Genomic DNA, 17,062 nt, shown 5'->3' on the forward strand with positions numbered 1-17,062 from the left:
TTGCATGTATTAGGCACGCCGCCAGCGTTCGTCCTGAGCCAGGATCAAACTCTCCATAAAAGAATTTGATAAAGCTCAAATTTGCTGGCATCAAAATTGATGTCAAAATGTTTCTCAAATTAATGAGAAATTATATTCATTAACGTTTTGTTGTTCAGTTTTCAAAGTTCATAATGTGTTGTGTTTTAACGACTTATTTATAATAACAATCATATTGTTAATAGTCAACACTTTTATAATATTTTTTTATCACAATATAACTTAATAGATAAATATACTGTTTGTAAAAACATGTAAATTTCCAAAAGAACATCATATTTAGATTTGTGAGCGGATTAAAAACCTTTTCGTCTGCAGCTTTATTCCGCTCACAAAAGCTTAAGCATTTCAAAATTTATGAATGTCTATTCATTTGTTATAACTCGTGAAATATAAAAACTACGATTTCTAGATAAATCAATTATTTCACCTGTATTTGTTAGTTTAATTAAAGGGCGTGTTGGGGCAAATTTATTGATAAACATGATTTCACCACGTTCTAAATTAGATAATTCAATCTTTGTACCAATTGGCAATGCTGCAACAAGGTCTACCAGTGCTTGTACTACTTGAATATCAAATTTACCAAACTCAGACTCTTTAATCATTTCAATCACTTTAAATGGTGATTCTTTTGAACGGTATAACCGCTCACTAGTCATTGCGTGGAATGTATCTGCAACCGCAATAATCTGCCCGAAGTTAGAAACCGAGCCTACTCGCACTTTTTCCGGATAACCACTGCCATCTAATCGTTCATGGTGTTGATATATTGCCTCTTTCATTTCTTCTTTAATAGCCGGTAAAGCTTTAACCATTTGTAAACTATAAAGCGGGTGTTTACGGATTTCATCATATTCAATCTGGTTTAATGGTTCTTTCTTTTCCCGAATACGTAAAGGAATCCTTGCCATACCGCAATCTGCTAATGTACCTGCAATAGCCATTTGTAATACATAGCCACGCTCATAACCGAGTCTTTGTGTAATTGCAGCACAAATGAGCCCTGTTGCAATGCAGTGGTGATATAAATAATCTTTTACATTAGATAAACTATTTAAGTCGAAAATAATAGTTCGGTCCTCTAGTATTTTCTCAACTAACGGTAAAATTAATCCACGAACTTTTGTAATATCAATTTTTGCACCTGCTCCCCAACCATTAAACATCTTTTTAAATTCTTCTACTGTATCTGTATACTTCTTGCCAAATCGATCTACAACTTGTGTTGCTGCAATATTTATTATTTCACTATTCTCTTCAATTCCTTGCTTTCCTTTTATCACTTGATCTTTTTCATCTAGTAGAATTGGAATTTGTAATATGTTAAAGGCTTTCAAAATATATAGGTGCTCTTGGTTTATTTTTGTATTTTTTAACACAATAGGGTATTGAGTATTTGCATATATATCTTCTGCTATGACTTTCCCAATTCGAAGGTCATTTATGTTGACTTTTGTAGCTTCCATTACAAAAACCCCCTTTTAATACTTCAATAAAGATTGTTGAAAAAGTTATATATTTTTGGTTAATCCATTATTTTTGTAGATATGTAAAATTATACTATATTTTTCCTTTATAAATTTACTTAAATAAAAAAACTCAGAAACTTTTTGTTACAAGTTTCTGAGCTTTTCATTATATTATTCATTATCCGAATTAGAAGTGTCCTCATTTAAATCAGATTGCCCTTCATTTTCTTCATTCGGAATGTCTGAAGTATCATCTATTTCAAGGTCATCATCTTGTTCTTCTTTCTTAACGCGTGCAACTGTAGCCACTGTTTCATCTTCGCCAAGTCGGATTAGACGAACACCTTGCGTGCTACGTCCAACTATTGAAATATCATTAACATCCATTCGAATTAACATACCATTTACTGTGATGAGCATTAAATCTTCAGTGCCATCAACTGTTTTTACAGAGCACATTGGTCCGTTCTTATCTGTAATCTGGATAGTTTTAATTCCAACACCGCCACGACTTTGTAGACGATATTCGGATTCTGGCGTTCTTTTACCATATCCTTTTTCAGTAACAACTAAAATTTCTTGACCCGGTTCGATAATTTCCATCCCTACAACATAATCGCCTTCACGGAGTTTTATTCCGCGCACACCTGCAGCAGTTCGACCCATTGAGCGAATATCATCTTCTTTGAATCGAATAAGCATACCATTGTGCGTACCAATGATAACATCTTTCGTTCCGTCCGTTAGTCGAACAGAAATTAAATCATCATCATCATGTAAACTAATAGCGATTAAGCCGTTATTACGAATATGAGCAAATTGAGATACTTGAGTACGTTTCGTAATCCCCGTTTTTGTAGTAAAGATGAAATATGCATCTTCTTTATACTCATCAACGCGAATCATAGCAGTTACTTTTTCAGTTTTATCTACATTTAGTAAATTAACAATCGGTAACCCTTTTGCAGTTCGTCCGAATTCTGGAATTTCATAACCTTTAGAGCGGAACACTTTCCCTTTTGATGTAAAGAATAGAATAGTATCATGGGTAGAAGTGAACAATAAATGTTCTACAAAATCATCTTCATTTGTTCCCATTCCTTGTACACCACGACCACCACGTTTTTGGCTACGATATGTGTTTGCTGCTAGTCTTTTTATGTAGCCGTTATGCGTTAAGGTGATAACGGAGTCTTCACGAGGAATTAAATCCTCATCTTCTATCATTTCTAGTCCACCAGCAGTAATTTGGGTTCTACGTGTGTCATTATAACGCTCTTTAATTTCCGTTAATTCAGTACGGATAATATCGAGGATTCTTCCTTCATCCGCTAAAATGGCTTTTAAATCTGCGATAAGTACTAGTAACTCTTGATATTCATTTTCAATTTTCTCTCGTTCTAATCCACTTAAACGAACAAGACGCATATCTAAAATGGCTTGTGCTTGGCGATCAGATAAATTAAATCGTTCCATTAATACTGGCTTAGCTTCTTCTCCAGTGCGCGAAGAACGAATAATGGAAATGATTTCATCAATATGATCAAGTGCAATACGCAAACCTTCTAAAATATGTGCACGATCTTCTGCTTTTCTTAATTCAAACTGAGTACGACGAGTAATAACTTCTTTTTGGTGTTCTAAATAATGATGCAATACTTCTTTAAGGCTCAATACTTTTGGTTGCCCATTCACTAACGCAAGCATGTTGACACCAAAGTTAGATTGCATTGCAGTATGTTTATATAGGTTATTTAAAATAACATTGGCATTTGCATCTTTTCGAACTTCCATTACAATACGCATACCACGTCGGTCAGATTCATCGCGTAAATGAGTAATTCCGTCAATTCGTTTATCTCGAACTAACTCGGCAATTTTTTCGATTAATTTTGCCTTATTTACTTGATAAGGAATTTCATTAACGATGATCATTTCTTTCCCATTGGATTGAACTTCAATCTCCACCTTAGCACGGACAGTAATTGTACCACGGCCTGTTTCATAAGCACGTCGTATACCACTTCGGCCTAAAATAATCCCTCCTGTTGGAAAGTCGGGGCCCGGGATAATTTCCATTAATTCTTCTGTAGTAATGGCTGGATTTTCTGAAACGGCGATAACAGCATCAATTGTTTCACCGAATTGATGTGGCGGTATATTTGTTGCCATCCCTACCGCAATACCAGATGCACCGTTTAGTAATAAATTCGGAATACGTGCTGGTAAGACAACTGGTTCTTTTTCATTTCCATCATAGTTATCTTGATAGTCAATTGTGTCTTTATTGATATCTCGTAACATTTCCATCGTAATTTTGGATAAACGGGATTCAGTATAACGCATCGCTGCAGCACCATCACCATCAACTGAACCAAAGTTACCATGACCATCAACTAACATATAACGATAACTAAAATCTTGCGCCATACGAACCATTGCATCATAAATGGAGGAGTCGCCATGTGGATGGTATTTCCCCATTACGTCTCCTACAATACGTGCACTCTTTTTATATGGTTTATCAGAATAGTTTCCTAATTCATGCATTCCGTAAAGAATACGACGATGTACTGGTTTTAAACCATCCCGCACATCTGGTAATGCACGGGAAACGATAACACTCATCGCATAATTTAAAAATGATGTTTGTACTTCTTCACTAATTTTAATGCCCTTTACACCTGAATGTTGATTTTCCGACATTTAATAACCTCCCTTCAAAGCAACTTATATATCTAAATTTTGAACATATACTGCATTTTCTTCGATAAAGTTTCTACGAGGTTCTACTTCATCCCCCATAAGTTCTTGGAAAATTTTATCCGCTCTGATCGCATCATCTAACTCAACTTGTAGAAGTGTACGATGTTCTGGATCCATTGTTGTATCCCATAATTGCTCAGCATTCATCTCACCTAAACCTTTGTAACGTTGAACAATAGGTTTTGGTGTGCTTGGTAATTTACTTAAAATTTCTTGTAGTTCATCATCTGAATAGCAGTATTCAACATGCTTTCCTTGTTTTACTTGATATAAAGGCGGCTGAGCAGCATATACATATCCAGCCTCGATTAATGGACGCATGAAGCGGAAGAAGAATGTCAACAGTAAAATACGAATATGAGCACCATCAACGTCAGCATCAGTCATGATAACGATTTTATGGTATCTCGCCTTTTCTAAGTCGAACTCTTCACCAATACCTGTTCCAAAGGCTGTAATCATTGCACGGATTTCATTATTCGACAGGATACGGTTTAAGTTTGCCTTTTCTACATTTAAAATTTTCCCACGTAAAGGTAAAATTGCTTGGAAATAACGATCACGTCCAGATTTTGCAGAACCTCCCGCTGAATCACCCTCAACGATGTAAATTTCTGATTCTGCTGGATTTGTGGAAGTACAATCAGCCAATTTACCAGGCAAGCTTGATACTTCTAACGCTGATTTACGACGGGTAAATTCACGTGCCTTTTTAGCTGCTACACGTGCACGGGCAGCCATTAAACCTTTTTCTACAACTTTCCGCGCAACAGAAGGGTTTTCTAACAAGAAGCGTTCAAAGCCATCAGAGAAAAGCGAGTTAGTAATTTGACTCACTTCGGAATTCCCTAATTTTGTTTTTGTTTGCCCTTCAAATTGTGGGTCAGGATGTTTTACCGATACAATGGCAGTTAATCCTTCACGAACGTCTTCACCCGTTAAATTGGTATCTGAATCCTTTAGTAAACCGTTTTTACGTGCATAATCATTGATAACACGTGTTAATGCAGTTTTAAATCCCGATTCATGAGTACCCCCTTCATACGTGTTGATATTATTAGCGAATGAATAGATGTTTGAAGAGTACCCTTCGTTATATTGCATAGCGATTTCCACAGAAATGCCATCTTTTTCACCCATAATATCAATTGGTTCATGGATCGGTTCTTTTGATTTATTTAAATGCTCAACGTATTCACGAATACCGCCTTCGAAATGGAATGATTCAGAACGAACCTCTTCTTCACGTTCATCGGCAATTGTAATTTTAATGCCACGATTTAAATATGCAAGCTCACGAACACGAGTCGCTAAAATATCGTATTCATAAACAGTTGTTTCTTTAAAAATTTCCGGGTCCGCTTTGAAACGGGTTGTTGTTCCAGTTTCGTCAGAGTCACCAATTACTTTTAATGGTTGTATTGTTTTTCCTCGTTCGAAAATAATGGAATGGACATGACCATCTCTTTTTACATATACCTCTGTAACCAATGATAATGCATTTACTACTGAAGCCCCTACACCGTGGAGACCACCTGATACTTTATATCCTCCGCCACCAAATTTCCCACCTGCGTGAAGAACAGTCATAATCACTTCGACAGCTGGTATACCCATTTTTTCTTGGATACTAACCGGAATACCACGACCGTTATCTTCTACACGAATCCAGTTATCCTTTTCAATGGCAACAACAATTTCTGAACAATAGCCAGCTAATGCTTCGTCAATACTATTATCCACGATTTCCCAAACTAAATGGTGAAGACCTTTAGAGCTTGTGGAGCCTATATACATCCCTGGACGCTTACGAACGGCTTCTAAACCTTCTAAAACATGAATTTGATCAGCATCATAAGCTTGTTGAACTTGTTTCTCTTCTAAAGCCACCATGTTCACCTACTCTTTCAAACAATAGTATGTGTTAAAAATTCTAAGCTTTATAAAAAATTCTAGAAATTTCTATACATAAAAAGTTAATTATTTTTTAATTTCACCCTGTTTCACGTGAAACATTTTTGCATGTTGAATTGTCTCATGATGTATCCCATCCACACTTGTTGTTGTGACAAACGTTTGCACTTCACCTTGAATGGTATTTAATAAGTGTGATTGGCGATAGTCATCTAATTCTGACAAAACATCGTCTAACAGCAAAATTGGTGTTTCTTTTGTTTCTTTTTTTATTAACTCAATTTCAGCTAGTTTTAACGAAAGTGCTGTTGTACGTTGTTGTCCTTGTGACCCATAAGTTTGCACATCATAACCATTTACTGAAAACTGCAAGTCATCACGATGTGGACCAACTAATGTAACCCCTCTTTCAAGCTCTCGTTTTTTAACTTCTGCAAGTTTTTGCTCCAAGTATGTAACCATTTCTTCTGTCGACCAATCCGGATTCAACCCAGCGATTGGACGATAATTAATCGTTAGCTTTTCTAATCCACGACTTATTCCAGAATGAATTGGTTCTGCCCATTCTTGTAAAAGTTCAATAAAATGAAATCTTTTACGAATAATTTGGACAGCCGAATGAATATATTGCTCAGTATAAATAGCAAATAAAACGTCATCAATTTGCTGTTTCCCATGATTAATTTTCAGCAAATGATTTCGTTGTTTTAACAGTTTTTGAAACGTAAGCAACTCATGTAAGTAAACTGGGGATATCTGACCTATTTCCATGTCAATAAAACGTCGCCGTACTTGAGGGCTTCCTTTCACAACATTTAGATCCTCAGGTGCAAACATGACGACATTCATTTGTCCAATATAGTTACTTAATTTCGTTTGTTCTAAATGATTTACTTTCCCCTTTTTCCCCTTTTTAGAAATGGATAATTCCATTGGGAAATTACCGTAACGGTTTTGTACAACACCTTCTATTTTACCATAGTCTGCGTCCCAACGGATTAATTCTTTATCGTTACTTGTACGATGTGATTTTGCCATTGCAAGTACGTAAATGGATTCCATTACGTTTGTTTTCCCTTGTGCATTTTCCCCAATAAATACATTTATTTTTGGAGAGAGGTCCAAGTTTAAAGACTCGTAATTACGATAATTTGTAAGCTGTAAATGCTCAATGAACATTTAATTTTCTCCGTTCTTATTGGCAACGACGTACCTACCAACCCCAGGAATGTTGATCACATCTCCGTGGCGTAGTTTTCTCCCTCGACGATTGTCAATTTCTCCGTTTACATAAACATCATTTTCTTGTAAAAACCATTTAGCCATACCACCTGAACTAATCGCATCAGTAACTTTTAATGCTTGGCCAAGGGTGATAAATTCTGTATCAATTACGATTTCATCCAAAGTAAATTCATCCTCCGATTCACATGTATCTATCTCTCTATCATACCTAAAAAACGCGAAAAATGCCAAGAAAAGTGGATTAATCGAAATTACTGTGGGAGATTAATCATTCACACTAGAAAATAAAAGTATGCCAAAAGAAATTAGTGTTTTGACGAAGTAACCTTTTTTAAATTCACAATTTTTTACATAATAAAAAGATAGCCATATGCTGACTATCTTAATATTAAAAAATTATGCATGGTCCTATTATTAACAATTTTCCTCAGTATTAGTAAGTTCTTACCGGTAAAATTAACTGTAAAATGGCATCATCATGAACGGAACGTAAAATAAATGGTCTCATTGCACCAGTAAATTGGATAATCACATCTTGGCCGTCAATTGCCTTTAATGCTTCCATCATGTATTTAGCACTGAAAGAAATTTTTAAAGATTCCCCTTCTAATGCTTCTACTTGAATTTGTTCTTCTACTTTCCCTATCTCTGGAGAATTTGATGATATTTCAACACTTTGACCTTCTAATGTTTCAAAACGAACAACATTATTGCGATCTTCACGTGCAAGTAAAGATGCTCGGTCAATTGCTTGTAATAATGATTTACCGTTAATCGTAATATTCGTTTTAAACTCTTCAGGAATTAAACGAGATGTTTCGGGATAGTTCCCCTCTAAAAGTCGTGAGAAGAATAAAACATTTTCAGTTTTAAATAACACTTGTTGATTTGTTATCACGATTTCAACTGGATTATTTGATTCTCCAAGGATTTTATTTAACTCGTTTAAACTTTTACCTGGGATCACTACCGAATTAACATTTGTCGGTAATTGATCAAGAGTCGTTTTTCTTCTAGCAAGACGGTGACTATCTGTTGCTACACAGACAAGTTCATCACCATGAATTTGCCAATTTACACCTGTTAAAACAGGACGGCTTTCAGAAGTAGCAACAGCAAATACTGTTTCACGAATAACTGATTTTAGTAAATCCGCGGGCATTGTAAATTGTTGATCTGTCGATACTTCAGGTAATAATGGATATTCAGAAGCATCAGACCCAATTAGGTGGAATTCGGATTTCCCTGAACGAATATGTGTTTGTGAACCATTTGATACTTCGATTTCTACATCGTTTGTTGGTAACTTTCGCACGATTTCGTTAAACATACGAGCTTGTAGAACAATTGAACCTGTTTCAGTAATATTGATTAATTGGTCTCCATCTTCCTCAAGTGGAATAAATGTTTGGATTGTAATATCAGCATCACTACCAGTAAGTGTAATTCCATCATTTGTTACATCGATTTTAATCCCTGTTAAGATTGGAATTGTCGTTTTAGAACTGACAGCTTTCATGACGTTATTTAACCCATCTAGTAAACGATCTCGCATAATATCAAATTTCATAGATTATACCTCACTTATTAATATATTATTTTAAAAGATTTTAATAGATATAGTAATAGGGCCTGTGGATTTGTGGATAACTATATTTTTCACCAGTAAATTCAAACTATCCACATGTTGATAAATTGTGTATGAGTTTGTGTGAAAGTAAACTAGTTATCCACAAGATTATTTACCTAACATACTACGAATTTGTTTAATGTCTTGTTGTAATTGTTGGTCTTCTTTTAACATAGAGGCGATTTTTTCATGAGCATGAATTACTGTTGTATGGTCACGTCCCCCAAATTCTTCCCCTATCTTTGGTAAAGAAAAATCTGTTAATTCCCTAGATAGGTACATGGCAACCTGTCTTGGGAAAGCAATTGATTTTGTTCTCTTCTTCGCCGCGAAGTCCTCTAATTTGATTTGAAAATGTTCACCCACAGCGGTTTGTATATCTAGAATTGATATCATACGTGGTTTCGCATTTGGAATGATATCCTTTAAAGCCTCTGCAGCAAGTTCTGCAGTGATGTCTCGATTAACCAATGACGAGAAGGCAACAACACGAATTAAAGCACCTTCTAATTCACGAATGTTCGTATCGATTTGATTTGCGATATGATGCATTACCTCGTTTGGAATATCTAATCCATCCGCTTTCGCTTTTTTGCGAAGAATAGCAATACGAGTCTCCAAATCTGGCGGTGTAATATCTGTTATTAATCCCCATTCGAAGCGTGAACGTAAACGGTCTTCAAGGGTTGGAATTTCTTTTGGCGGTCGGTCACTGGAAATAACAATTTGTTTAGACTCAGTATGTAATGTGTTAAAAGTATGGAAAAATTCCTCTTGTGTAGATTCTTTTCCAGCTAAAAATTGAATATCATCAATTAGCAACACATCAACATTCCGATATTTATTTCGAAAATCAACCGCTTTATTATCTCGAATCGAATTAATAAACTCATTTGTAAACTTTTCTGAAGATAAATAAACGACTTTTGCATTTGGATTATGTTCAAGTACATAATGGCCAATTGCATGCATTAAGTGAGTTTTCCCTAGCCCTACTCCCCCGTAAATAAAGAAGGGATTATAGGCTTTTGCAGGAGCTTCAGCAACGGCAAGTGAGGCAGCATGAGCAAATCGATTCCCAGATCCAATTACAAACGTATCAAAAGTATACTTTGGATTAAGCATTCCAGGTGAAATCTCTAAGTGCTCATTGTTATTTATTTGCATGACCTGTGGAACTGGCAAATCCTCACTATCGCTATCCTGATCCTTTTGAACAACAAATTTAATAAACAAGTCTTCTCCTGTCAGTTCAGACAAAATGCCCGCGATTAGGTGAACGTAATGATTCTCTAGCCAATCACGAGCAAATGAGTTAGGTGCTGCAATGGTAACATTGGATCCTTTATATGAAAGTAACTTAGTTGATTTCAGCCACGTTTCAAAGCTTGGTTTTGAAATTTTTTGTTCTACTTGAGCCAGGACATTGTTCCATAATTCTTCTAAATGTGCCAAGCTTTTTTCTCCTTTTCATGTATATTTTCAGTTTCAAATTAATAAAATGCATCTATAAAGAATAACAGAATTATATTAAAACACATAATCACATATTGTGGATAACTTTTATCCAAAAGGTGTGTTTAAGTTTATCCACAGGTTATTAACATCTGTGGATAAAATATTTCCCAACAAAGATTTCCACAAAGGAAAACACAATAATCGTAACAAAAAAAGATTGTCATTTCAATAGTCGCCGTAACTTATCCACATAACTATTTTTTACTCACAAATAAGTTGTCCACAAGGTTAGGATTTGTGTAAAAGTTGTCAATAAACCTTGTGGATAAAAAAATATCGAAAAATTTTATCCACATTAGATTTTTCTTTAACGAGAAAATCTTGTGGATAATTTTTTTTGTAAAAGGGCCCTTCAATAATTAATATACGAAGAACAATCAATATGAGAGACAATTATAGAAAGTGAAAAGGGAAGAACGCGGCGAATAAATTATTAATTGACAAGTTATTTCTTTTGGCTATATAATATATTGGTCTGTATGTAAGATAAAAATTAACTTTCATTTGGAGGTGTCATATATAATGAAACGCACATATCAACCAAAAAAACGTAAACATAGTAAAGTACACGGATTCCGCGCACGTATGAGCACAAAAAACGGTCGTAAAGTATTAGCTGCTCGTCGTCGTAAAGGAAGAAAAGTATTATCAGCATAAGTCCACTGAGCTTCTTCAGTGGTCTTTTTTTTCGTCATTTTGAGATACTAGAAGATTGATTGGATGTGTAGGTGGAATATGAAAAAACGCCAACGTGTTAAGAAAAATGAGGATTTTCAGAAGGTGTTTAAAAAAGGAAAGTCCTTTGCAAACCGTCAATTTGTTGTTTACTGTTTACCAAGAGAGGGACAAGCGGAATTTCGTATTGGCTTATCGGTGGGGAAGAAGATCGGGAAAGCTGTTACCAGGGTTCAAATTAAAAGGTATATAAGACAAGTATTTTTAGAATTGAAAGAAGAAGTAAGACAAGATATGGATTATGTTATTATCGCTAGACTACCAGCGGCCACTTTAGATTTTCATGAGACGAAAAAAAGTTTAGAACATGTTTTAAAAATTGCAAAGGTATTAAAGAAGAAGTAGTTCAATATGGATTAAGTATACATTCGCTCTTCTTACTTGAAAATTCGGAAAAAATAATCTCTTCTAATAGAAACAATTAGTAGAGTGAAAGCGTTACCCATGTTAAAATAGCTTCAATGAATTTTTTGAATAGTACTCTAGGAGGAAGAAGGTTGAAAAAAAGAATTTGGATTGTTCTGTCTCTAGTTTCAGTAGCATTGTTGCTTTCTGGATGTACAGAATTTGACCAGCCAATTTCTTCTGAAAGCAAAGGCTTTTGGAATGAGTTTATTGTCTGGCCATTAGTTTCATTTATTAAATATTTTGCTGAGCTATTAGGTTCATTTGCATTTGGTATTATTGTGGTTACAATTATTATTCGTCTCGTAATATTACCGTTAACAATTAAACAAGTTAAAAGTTCAAAAAAAATGCAAGAAATTCAACCTAAGATGAAGGAATTACAACAGAAATATGCTTCAAAAGATGCCGTTACACAACAAAAGTACCAACAAGAAATGATGGCGCTTATGCAATCTTCTGGTGTAAATCCAATGGCTGGGTGTTTACCAATATTCATTCAAATGCCAATCTTAATCGGTTTCTATCATGCAATTAGCCGAATGAATGCAACGCCGGCATTTGACTTAGGAACGTTTTTAATTTTCCCATTAGCAGAACCAAGTATTGTACTAGCTGTCCTTGCTGGTTTAATACAATTTGGTGTGTTATTGACAGGTCCCGCAGTAGATAACCCACAAATGAAAGTAATGATGTATATCATGCCATTAATGATTATTGGTTTTGGTATCGTTTTACCAGCAGCTTTATCATTATATTGGGTTGTCGGAAATATCATCTCTGTTATTCAAAACCTTGTGATTTATAAACCTTGGAATAAAAATAAAACAGAACCTATGACTACTGGAGGAGCGAAAAAGTGAAACAGATTACGCAAACAGGCGCTAGCACAGAAGAAGCGATCTCATTAGCGTTACAAAAGCTTGGTACAACACGTGCTCAAGTTGAAGTTGAAGTTTTACAAGAGGCGAAAAAAGGATTTTTAGGTTTTGGTACACGTCCTGCAGAGGTTCGTGTAACGGTTAAAGAGGTAAAAATTGAACAACCAACTGCTTCTAAGCTAGAAGAAGAGAAAGAAGTTACAGTTGAGGAACACGAGGCAACTGAAGCACTATCAATTCAACAAGATGTGATTGAAAAAGTTGATGAAGTAGAAAGTTTAACAACAGAAGAAGTAAAAGTTGACCCTATGCAAGTTGCAAAGGACTATGTAAATAGTATTGCAAAAGAGATGGGGATTGAGGATTTAAAAATTCACTCAAAAACTGAAGGTAAAAATTTATTATTAAAGTTGGAGAGCGAGAAAGCAGCACTTTTAATTGGAAAACGTGGATCAACGTTAAATTCAATCCAGCAGTTAACTCAACTTGTTGTAAACAAAAGTGCAAAATCATTTTTATTAGTAAAGCTTGATGTAGAAGACTATCGCGAAAGACGTCAAGCATCTTTAGAACAATTAGCTGAACGAATGGCAGATCGTGCAGTTCGTACTGGACAGAAAGTTTCATTAGAACCAATGCCTTCCTACGAGCGTAAAGTTATTCATAATGCGCTTGCAAATCGTATTGATATTGAAACATATTCTGAAGGTGTTGAACCAAATCGCCATTTAGTAATTGAGCCATTAAAATAACATACAGATAAAAGCGTACGGTCTATTTCGATAGGCCGTATTTTTTTGCCCTTTTGCCAAGCAAACTCTCTTTAAAGCCCCTGTGAATAACTACTATCTCCCCGTAAAACACTTTATCCACATGTGGAAAAATGCTTTACTTTCGTATTCAATCAAAATATGTTACTCTAAGTTGTTAGTAAACAATGTTCGTGATAGTTATTCACATGTGGATAAGTTCGAATTTAACATAGATTTTATTTATCGTTGAGTTAGCTAAATAGGAGGTTTCATTCATGGAGTATGATACGATTACTGCGATATCTACACCAATGGGCGAAGGAGCTATTGCCATTGTTCGGTTGAGTGGGGATGAAGCAGTTCAAATAGCAGAAAATATTTTTAAATCGCCAAGTGGAAAAAAACTGAGCGAAGAAAAATCACATACAATTCATTATGGACATCTAATTGATCCAAAAACTGGGGAAATAGTTGAGGAAGTAATGCTTTCTTTAATGCGCGGGCCAAAAACGTTCACTCGTGAGGATGTAGTAGAAATTAACTGTCATGGTGGGATTGTTTCAGTAAATCGAGTGTTGCAACTTGTTTTACGAAATGGGGCAAGACTAGCAGAACCGGGTGAGTTTACAAAGCGTGCTTTCTTAAACGGTCGTATTGATTTATCGCAAGCTGAGGCAGTAATGGATTTAATTCGTGCAAAAACAGACCGTGCGATGAATGTAGCACTTGGCCAAATGGAAGGTAAACTTTCACGATTAATTGCACAACTAAGACAGGCACTAATTGAGACACTTGCTCATGTTGAAGTGAATATCGATTATCCTGAGTATGACGATGTAGAAGAAATGACAATTCCCGTATTACTAGAAAAATGTTCTTGGGTGCGTGATGAAATTGAAAAACTTCTTCAAACATCATCTCAAGGGAAAATTTTACGTGAAGGGCTTTCTACTGTTATTTTAGGAAGACCAAACGTTGGGAAATCATCATTGTTAAATAGCTTAGTACATGAGAATAAAGCAATTGTTACGGATATTGCCGGAACAACTCGTGATATTATAGAAGAGTATGTCAATGTACGCGGTGTACCTTTACGTTTAGTCGACACTGCGGGAATTCGTGAAACTGAAGATATCGTTGAACGAATAGGGGTAGAAAGATCACGCCAAGTATTAAAAGAAGCAGATTTAATTTTGCTTGTTTTAAACTCAGCAGAAGAATTATCCCAAGAAGATGAAAGGTTATTTGAAACCATTCAAAATATGGATTTTATCGTTGTAGTCAATAAAACAGATTTACCTCGACAAATCGATATAGAAAAAGTGGAACAACTTGCAAATGGGCGTCCAGTTGTTACAACTTCCCTTTTACAAGAACAAGGAGTTATTGAATTAGAAGAAGCCATTGCCAAAACGTTCTTTGAAGGTCAAGTAGAAGCAAATGACTTAACTTATGTTTCAAATGCTCGTCATATTGCACTGCTTCACCAAGCAAAAGACACAATTGAAGATGCCATCAATGCAGCAAACGATGGAGTTCCAGTAGATATGATTCAAATCGATGTAACGAAAACATGGGAGCTCTTAGGTGAAATTGTTGGTGATACTGTACAAGAAAGTTTAATTAATCAACTGTTCTCACAGTTCTGTCTAGGAAAGTAAAATTACCGATAAAAACATACGACATAATTAATTTTAAGTGTAAAAGCGCGAACTTTTCACTTATTATTAGTTAAGTCGTATATAAATGTATAATATTTTTTAAAAAGAGAGGAAGATTCGGCATGACAACAACATATGAGGCAGGCTCGTACGATGTATTAGTCATCGGCGCAGGTCATGCTGGCGTAGAAGCGGCATATGCTGCAGCAAAAATGGGTGCAAAAACACTTATGCTCACAATTAGCTTAGATATGATTGCCTTTATGCCATGTAACCCATCGATTGGTGGACCAGCAAAAGGAATCGTTGTACGTGAAATTGATGCATTAGGCGGTGCGATGGGGAAAGTCATCGATAAAACTCACATCCAAATGCGTATGCTAAACACAGGCAAAGGTCCGGCAGTACGTGCTTTACGTGCTCAAGCAGATAAAGTACTTTACCAACGTGAAATGAAACGCTTATTAGAGGAAGAAGAAAATTTAACAATTAACCAGGCAATGGTTGATGAGCTGATTATTGAAGATGGCACGGTTACTGGTGTAATTACACAAACAGGTGGAATTTACCGAGCAAAAACAGTCATCGTTACGACAGGTACTTACTTACGCGGTGAAATTATTATTGGGGATGTTAAATATTCAAGTGGTCCAAATAACCAACGACCATCCATTAAATTAGCCGATAACTTACGTGAACTAGGATTTGATATTATTCGTTTTAAAACAGGTACGCCACCTCGTGTGAATAGTAAAACGATTGATTATAGCAAAACTGAAATTCAACCTGGTGATGAAGAACCTCGTGCATTTAGTTTTGAAACAACAGAATTTATTATGGATCAAATTCCTTGTTGGTTAACTTATACAAGTTCTGAAACGCACGATATTATTAACAACAATTTAGACAAAGCACCAATGTTTACAGGATTAATTACAGCAGAAGGTCCACGTTATTGCCCATCAATTGAAACGAAAATTGTACGCTTTAACGACAAACCACGCCATCAATTATTTTTAGAACCTGAAGGAAGAGATACACAAGAAGTTTACGTACAAGGTTTATCAACAAGTTTACCTGAAAATATTCAACGTGACATGTTAAAGTCAATTCCAGGATTAGAAAATGCAGAAATGATGCGTGCTGGTTATGCGATTGAATACGATTCAGTAGTACCAACTCAACTTTGGCCAACACTAGAAACAAAACGTATTAAAAACCTATATACTGCCGGTCAAATTAATGGAACAAGTGGCTATGAAGAAGCAGCTGGTCAAGGGTTAATGGCTGGTATCAACGCTGCTGCTAATGCTTTAGGAAAAGAAGAACTAATCTTAAAACGTTCAGAAGCTTATATTGGTGTATTAATTGATGATCTAGTAACAAAAGGGACAAATGAACCTTATCGCTTACTAACTTCGAGAGCAGAATATCGTTTACTACTTCGCCATGATAATGCAGATTTACGACTAACTGAAATTGGCCATAAAATAGGGTTAATTTCTGAAGAACGTTACAATAAATTCACTGAGAAAAAAGAACAAATTGAAGCTGAAATTGCACGCCTTCGTGAAGTAATTATTAAACCGAATGAAACAACTCAAGCTGTTATTCGTTCTGTCGGTGGCACAGAGTTAAAAGACGGCATACGTGCTGCTGACTTATTAAAACGTCCTGAAATGAATTATGAATTAGTGGCATCATTAACACCATCTGAAATTGAATTAAGTAATGAAGTAAAAGAGCAAATTGAAATTCAATTAAAGTATGAAGGTTACATTCAAAAAGCATTATCACAAGTAGAAAAACTACACAAAATGGAAAATAAAAAAATACCTGAAGACATCGATTATGATGATGTTCCAAGTATAGCGACGGAAGCACGAGAAAAATTAAAAGAAGTTCGTCCATTATCCATTGCACAGGCTTCACGTATTTCTGGTGTAAACCCTGCCGATATTTCAATTCTCCTTGTTTATATCGAACAAGGAAAAATTGCACGTATAGGGAACGAATAGAGTTAAGTTCGAGCGTCTATTACGGG

At 35.5% G+C, this 17,062-nt stretch carries 13 protein-coding genes and 1 rRNA gene; 6 read left to right on the forward strand and 8 right to left on the reverse strand.

Features of this window, described 5'->3' with window-relative positions:
* The 8 genes from CRO00_RS08545 to dnaA form a co-directional block, all read right to left on the reverse strand.
* Window positions 1-60 (reverse strand): 16S ribosomal RNA (locus CRO00_RS08545); the annotation flags it as partial.
* A 344-nt stretch (window positions 61-404) separates the two neighbouring features.
* Window positions 405-1,508 carry an HD-GYP domain-containing protein gene (locus CRO00_RS08550; RefSeq protein ID WP_097073275.1) on the reverse strand — a complete coding sequence of 368 codons (1,104 nt, stop codon included), beginning with the start codon at window positions 1,506-1,508 and terminating at the stop codon, window positions 405-407.
* Window positions 1,509-1,682: 174 nt separating this feature from the next.
* A complete protein-coding gene (gyrA, locus tag CRO00_RS08555; protein WP_097073276.1) occupies window positions 1,683-4,217 on the reverse strand; it encodes a DNA gyrase subunit A in 2,535 nt (844 codons plus the stop codon).
* Window positions 4,218-4,241: 24 nt separating this feature from the next.
* Window positions 4,242-6,170 (reverse strand): DNA topoisomerase (ATP-hydrolyzing) subunit B, encoded by a 1,929-nt coding sequence (gyrB, locus tag CRO00_RS08560; RefSeq protein ID WP_202615647.1) that lies wholly within the window; start codon window positions 6,168-6,170, stop codon window positions 4,242-4,244.
* Window positions 6,171-6,257: 87 nt separating this feature from the next.
* Window positions 6,258-7,370, reverse strand: a complete 1,113-nt coding sequence (recF, locus tag CRO00_RS08565) for a DNA replication/repair protein RecF (RefSeq protein ID WP_097073277.1) — start codon at window positions 7,368-7,370, stop codon at window positions 6,258-6,260.
* Window positions 7,371-7,598, reverse strand: a complete 228-nt coding sequence (gene yaaA, locus CRO00_RS08570; RefSeq protein WP_097073278.1) for a S4 domain-containing protein YaaA — start codon at window positions 7,596-7,598, stop codon at window positions 7,371-7,373.
* Window positions 7,599-7,869: 271 nt separating this feature from the next.
* Window positions 7,870-9,006 (reverse strand): DNA polymerase III subunit beta, encoded by a 1,137-nt coding sequence (gene dnaN, locus CRO00_RS08575; RefSeq protein ID WP_097073279.1) that lies wholly within the window; start codon window positions 9,004-9,006, stop codon window positions 7,870-7,872.
* Between the two features lie 168 nt (window positions 9,007-9,174).
* Window positions 9,175-10,521: a chromosomal replication initiator protein DnaA gene (gene dnaA / locus CRO00_RS08580; RefSeq protein ID WP_097073280.1), complete on the reverse strand. Its 1,347-nt coding sequence runs from the start codon at window positions 10,519-10,521 to the stop codon at window positions 9,175-9,177.
* Between the two features lie 585 nt (window positions 10,522-11,106).
* Between dnaA and rpmH the strand changes: the two genes are divergently transcribed.
* The 6 genes from rpmH to mnmG all read left to right on the forward strand — a co-directional run bounded on the left by rpmH (window position 11,107) and on the right by mnmG (window position 17,036).
* Window positions 11,107-11,241, forward strand: coding sequence for a 50S ribosomal protein L34 (gene rpmH, locus CRO00_RS08585; RefSeq protein ID WP_004233310.1), 135 nt, complete (start codon window positions 11,107-11,109; stop codon window positions 11,239-11,241).
* A gap of 78 nt (window positions 11,242-11,319) precedes the next feature.
* Window positions 11,320-11,664: a ribonuclease P protein component gene (gene rnpA / locus CRO00_RS08590; protein WP_097073281.1), complete on the forward strand. Its 345-nt coding sequence runs from the start codon at window positions 11,320-11,322 to the stop codon at window positions 11,662-11,664.
* 152 nt (window positions 11,665-11,816) lie between these two features.
* Window positions 11,817-12,587 carry a membrane protein insertase YidC gene (gene yidC, locus CRO00_RS08595; protein ID WP_097073282.1) on the forward strand — a complete coding sequence of 257 codons (771 nt, stop codon included), beginning with the start codon at window positions 11,817-11,819 and terminating at the stop codon, window positions 12,585-12,587.
* Window positions 12,584-13,357, forward strand: coding sequence for an RNA-binding cell elongation regulator Jag/EloR (gene jag, locus CRO00_RS08600; RefSeq protein WP_097073283.1), 774 nt, complete (start codon window positions 12,584-12,586; stop codon window positions 13,355-13,357). Before yidC ends, jag begins: the two co-directional genes overlap by 4 nt.
* A gap of 275 nt (window positions 13,358-13,632) precedes the next feature.
* Window positions 13,633-15,018, forward strand: coding sequence for a tRNA uridine-5-carboxymethylaminomethyl(34) synthesis GTPase MnmE (gene mnmE, locus CRO00_RS08605; protein ID WP_097073284.1), 1,386 nt, complete (start codon window positions 13,633-13,635; stop codon window positions 15,016-15,018).
* A 122-nt stretch (window positions 15,019-15,140) separates the two neighbouring features.
* Window positions 15,141-17,036 (forward strand): tRNA uridine-5-carboxymethylaminomethyl(34) synthesis enzyme MnmG, encoded by a 1,896-nt coding sequence (gene mnmG, locus CRO00_RS08610; RefSeq protein WP_097073285.1) that lies wholly within the window; start codon window positions 15,141-15,143, stop codon window positions 17,034-17,036.
* Window positions 17,037-17,062: the final 26 nt, after the last annotated feature.

Origin of the sequence: Ureibacillus xyleni (genome assembly GCF_900217795.1) — a bacterium.
In the GTDB taxonomy this organism is placed as follows: Bacteria; Bacillota; Bacilli; order Bacillales_A; family Planococcaceae; genus Ureibacillus; species Ureibacillus xyleni.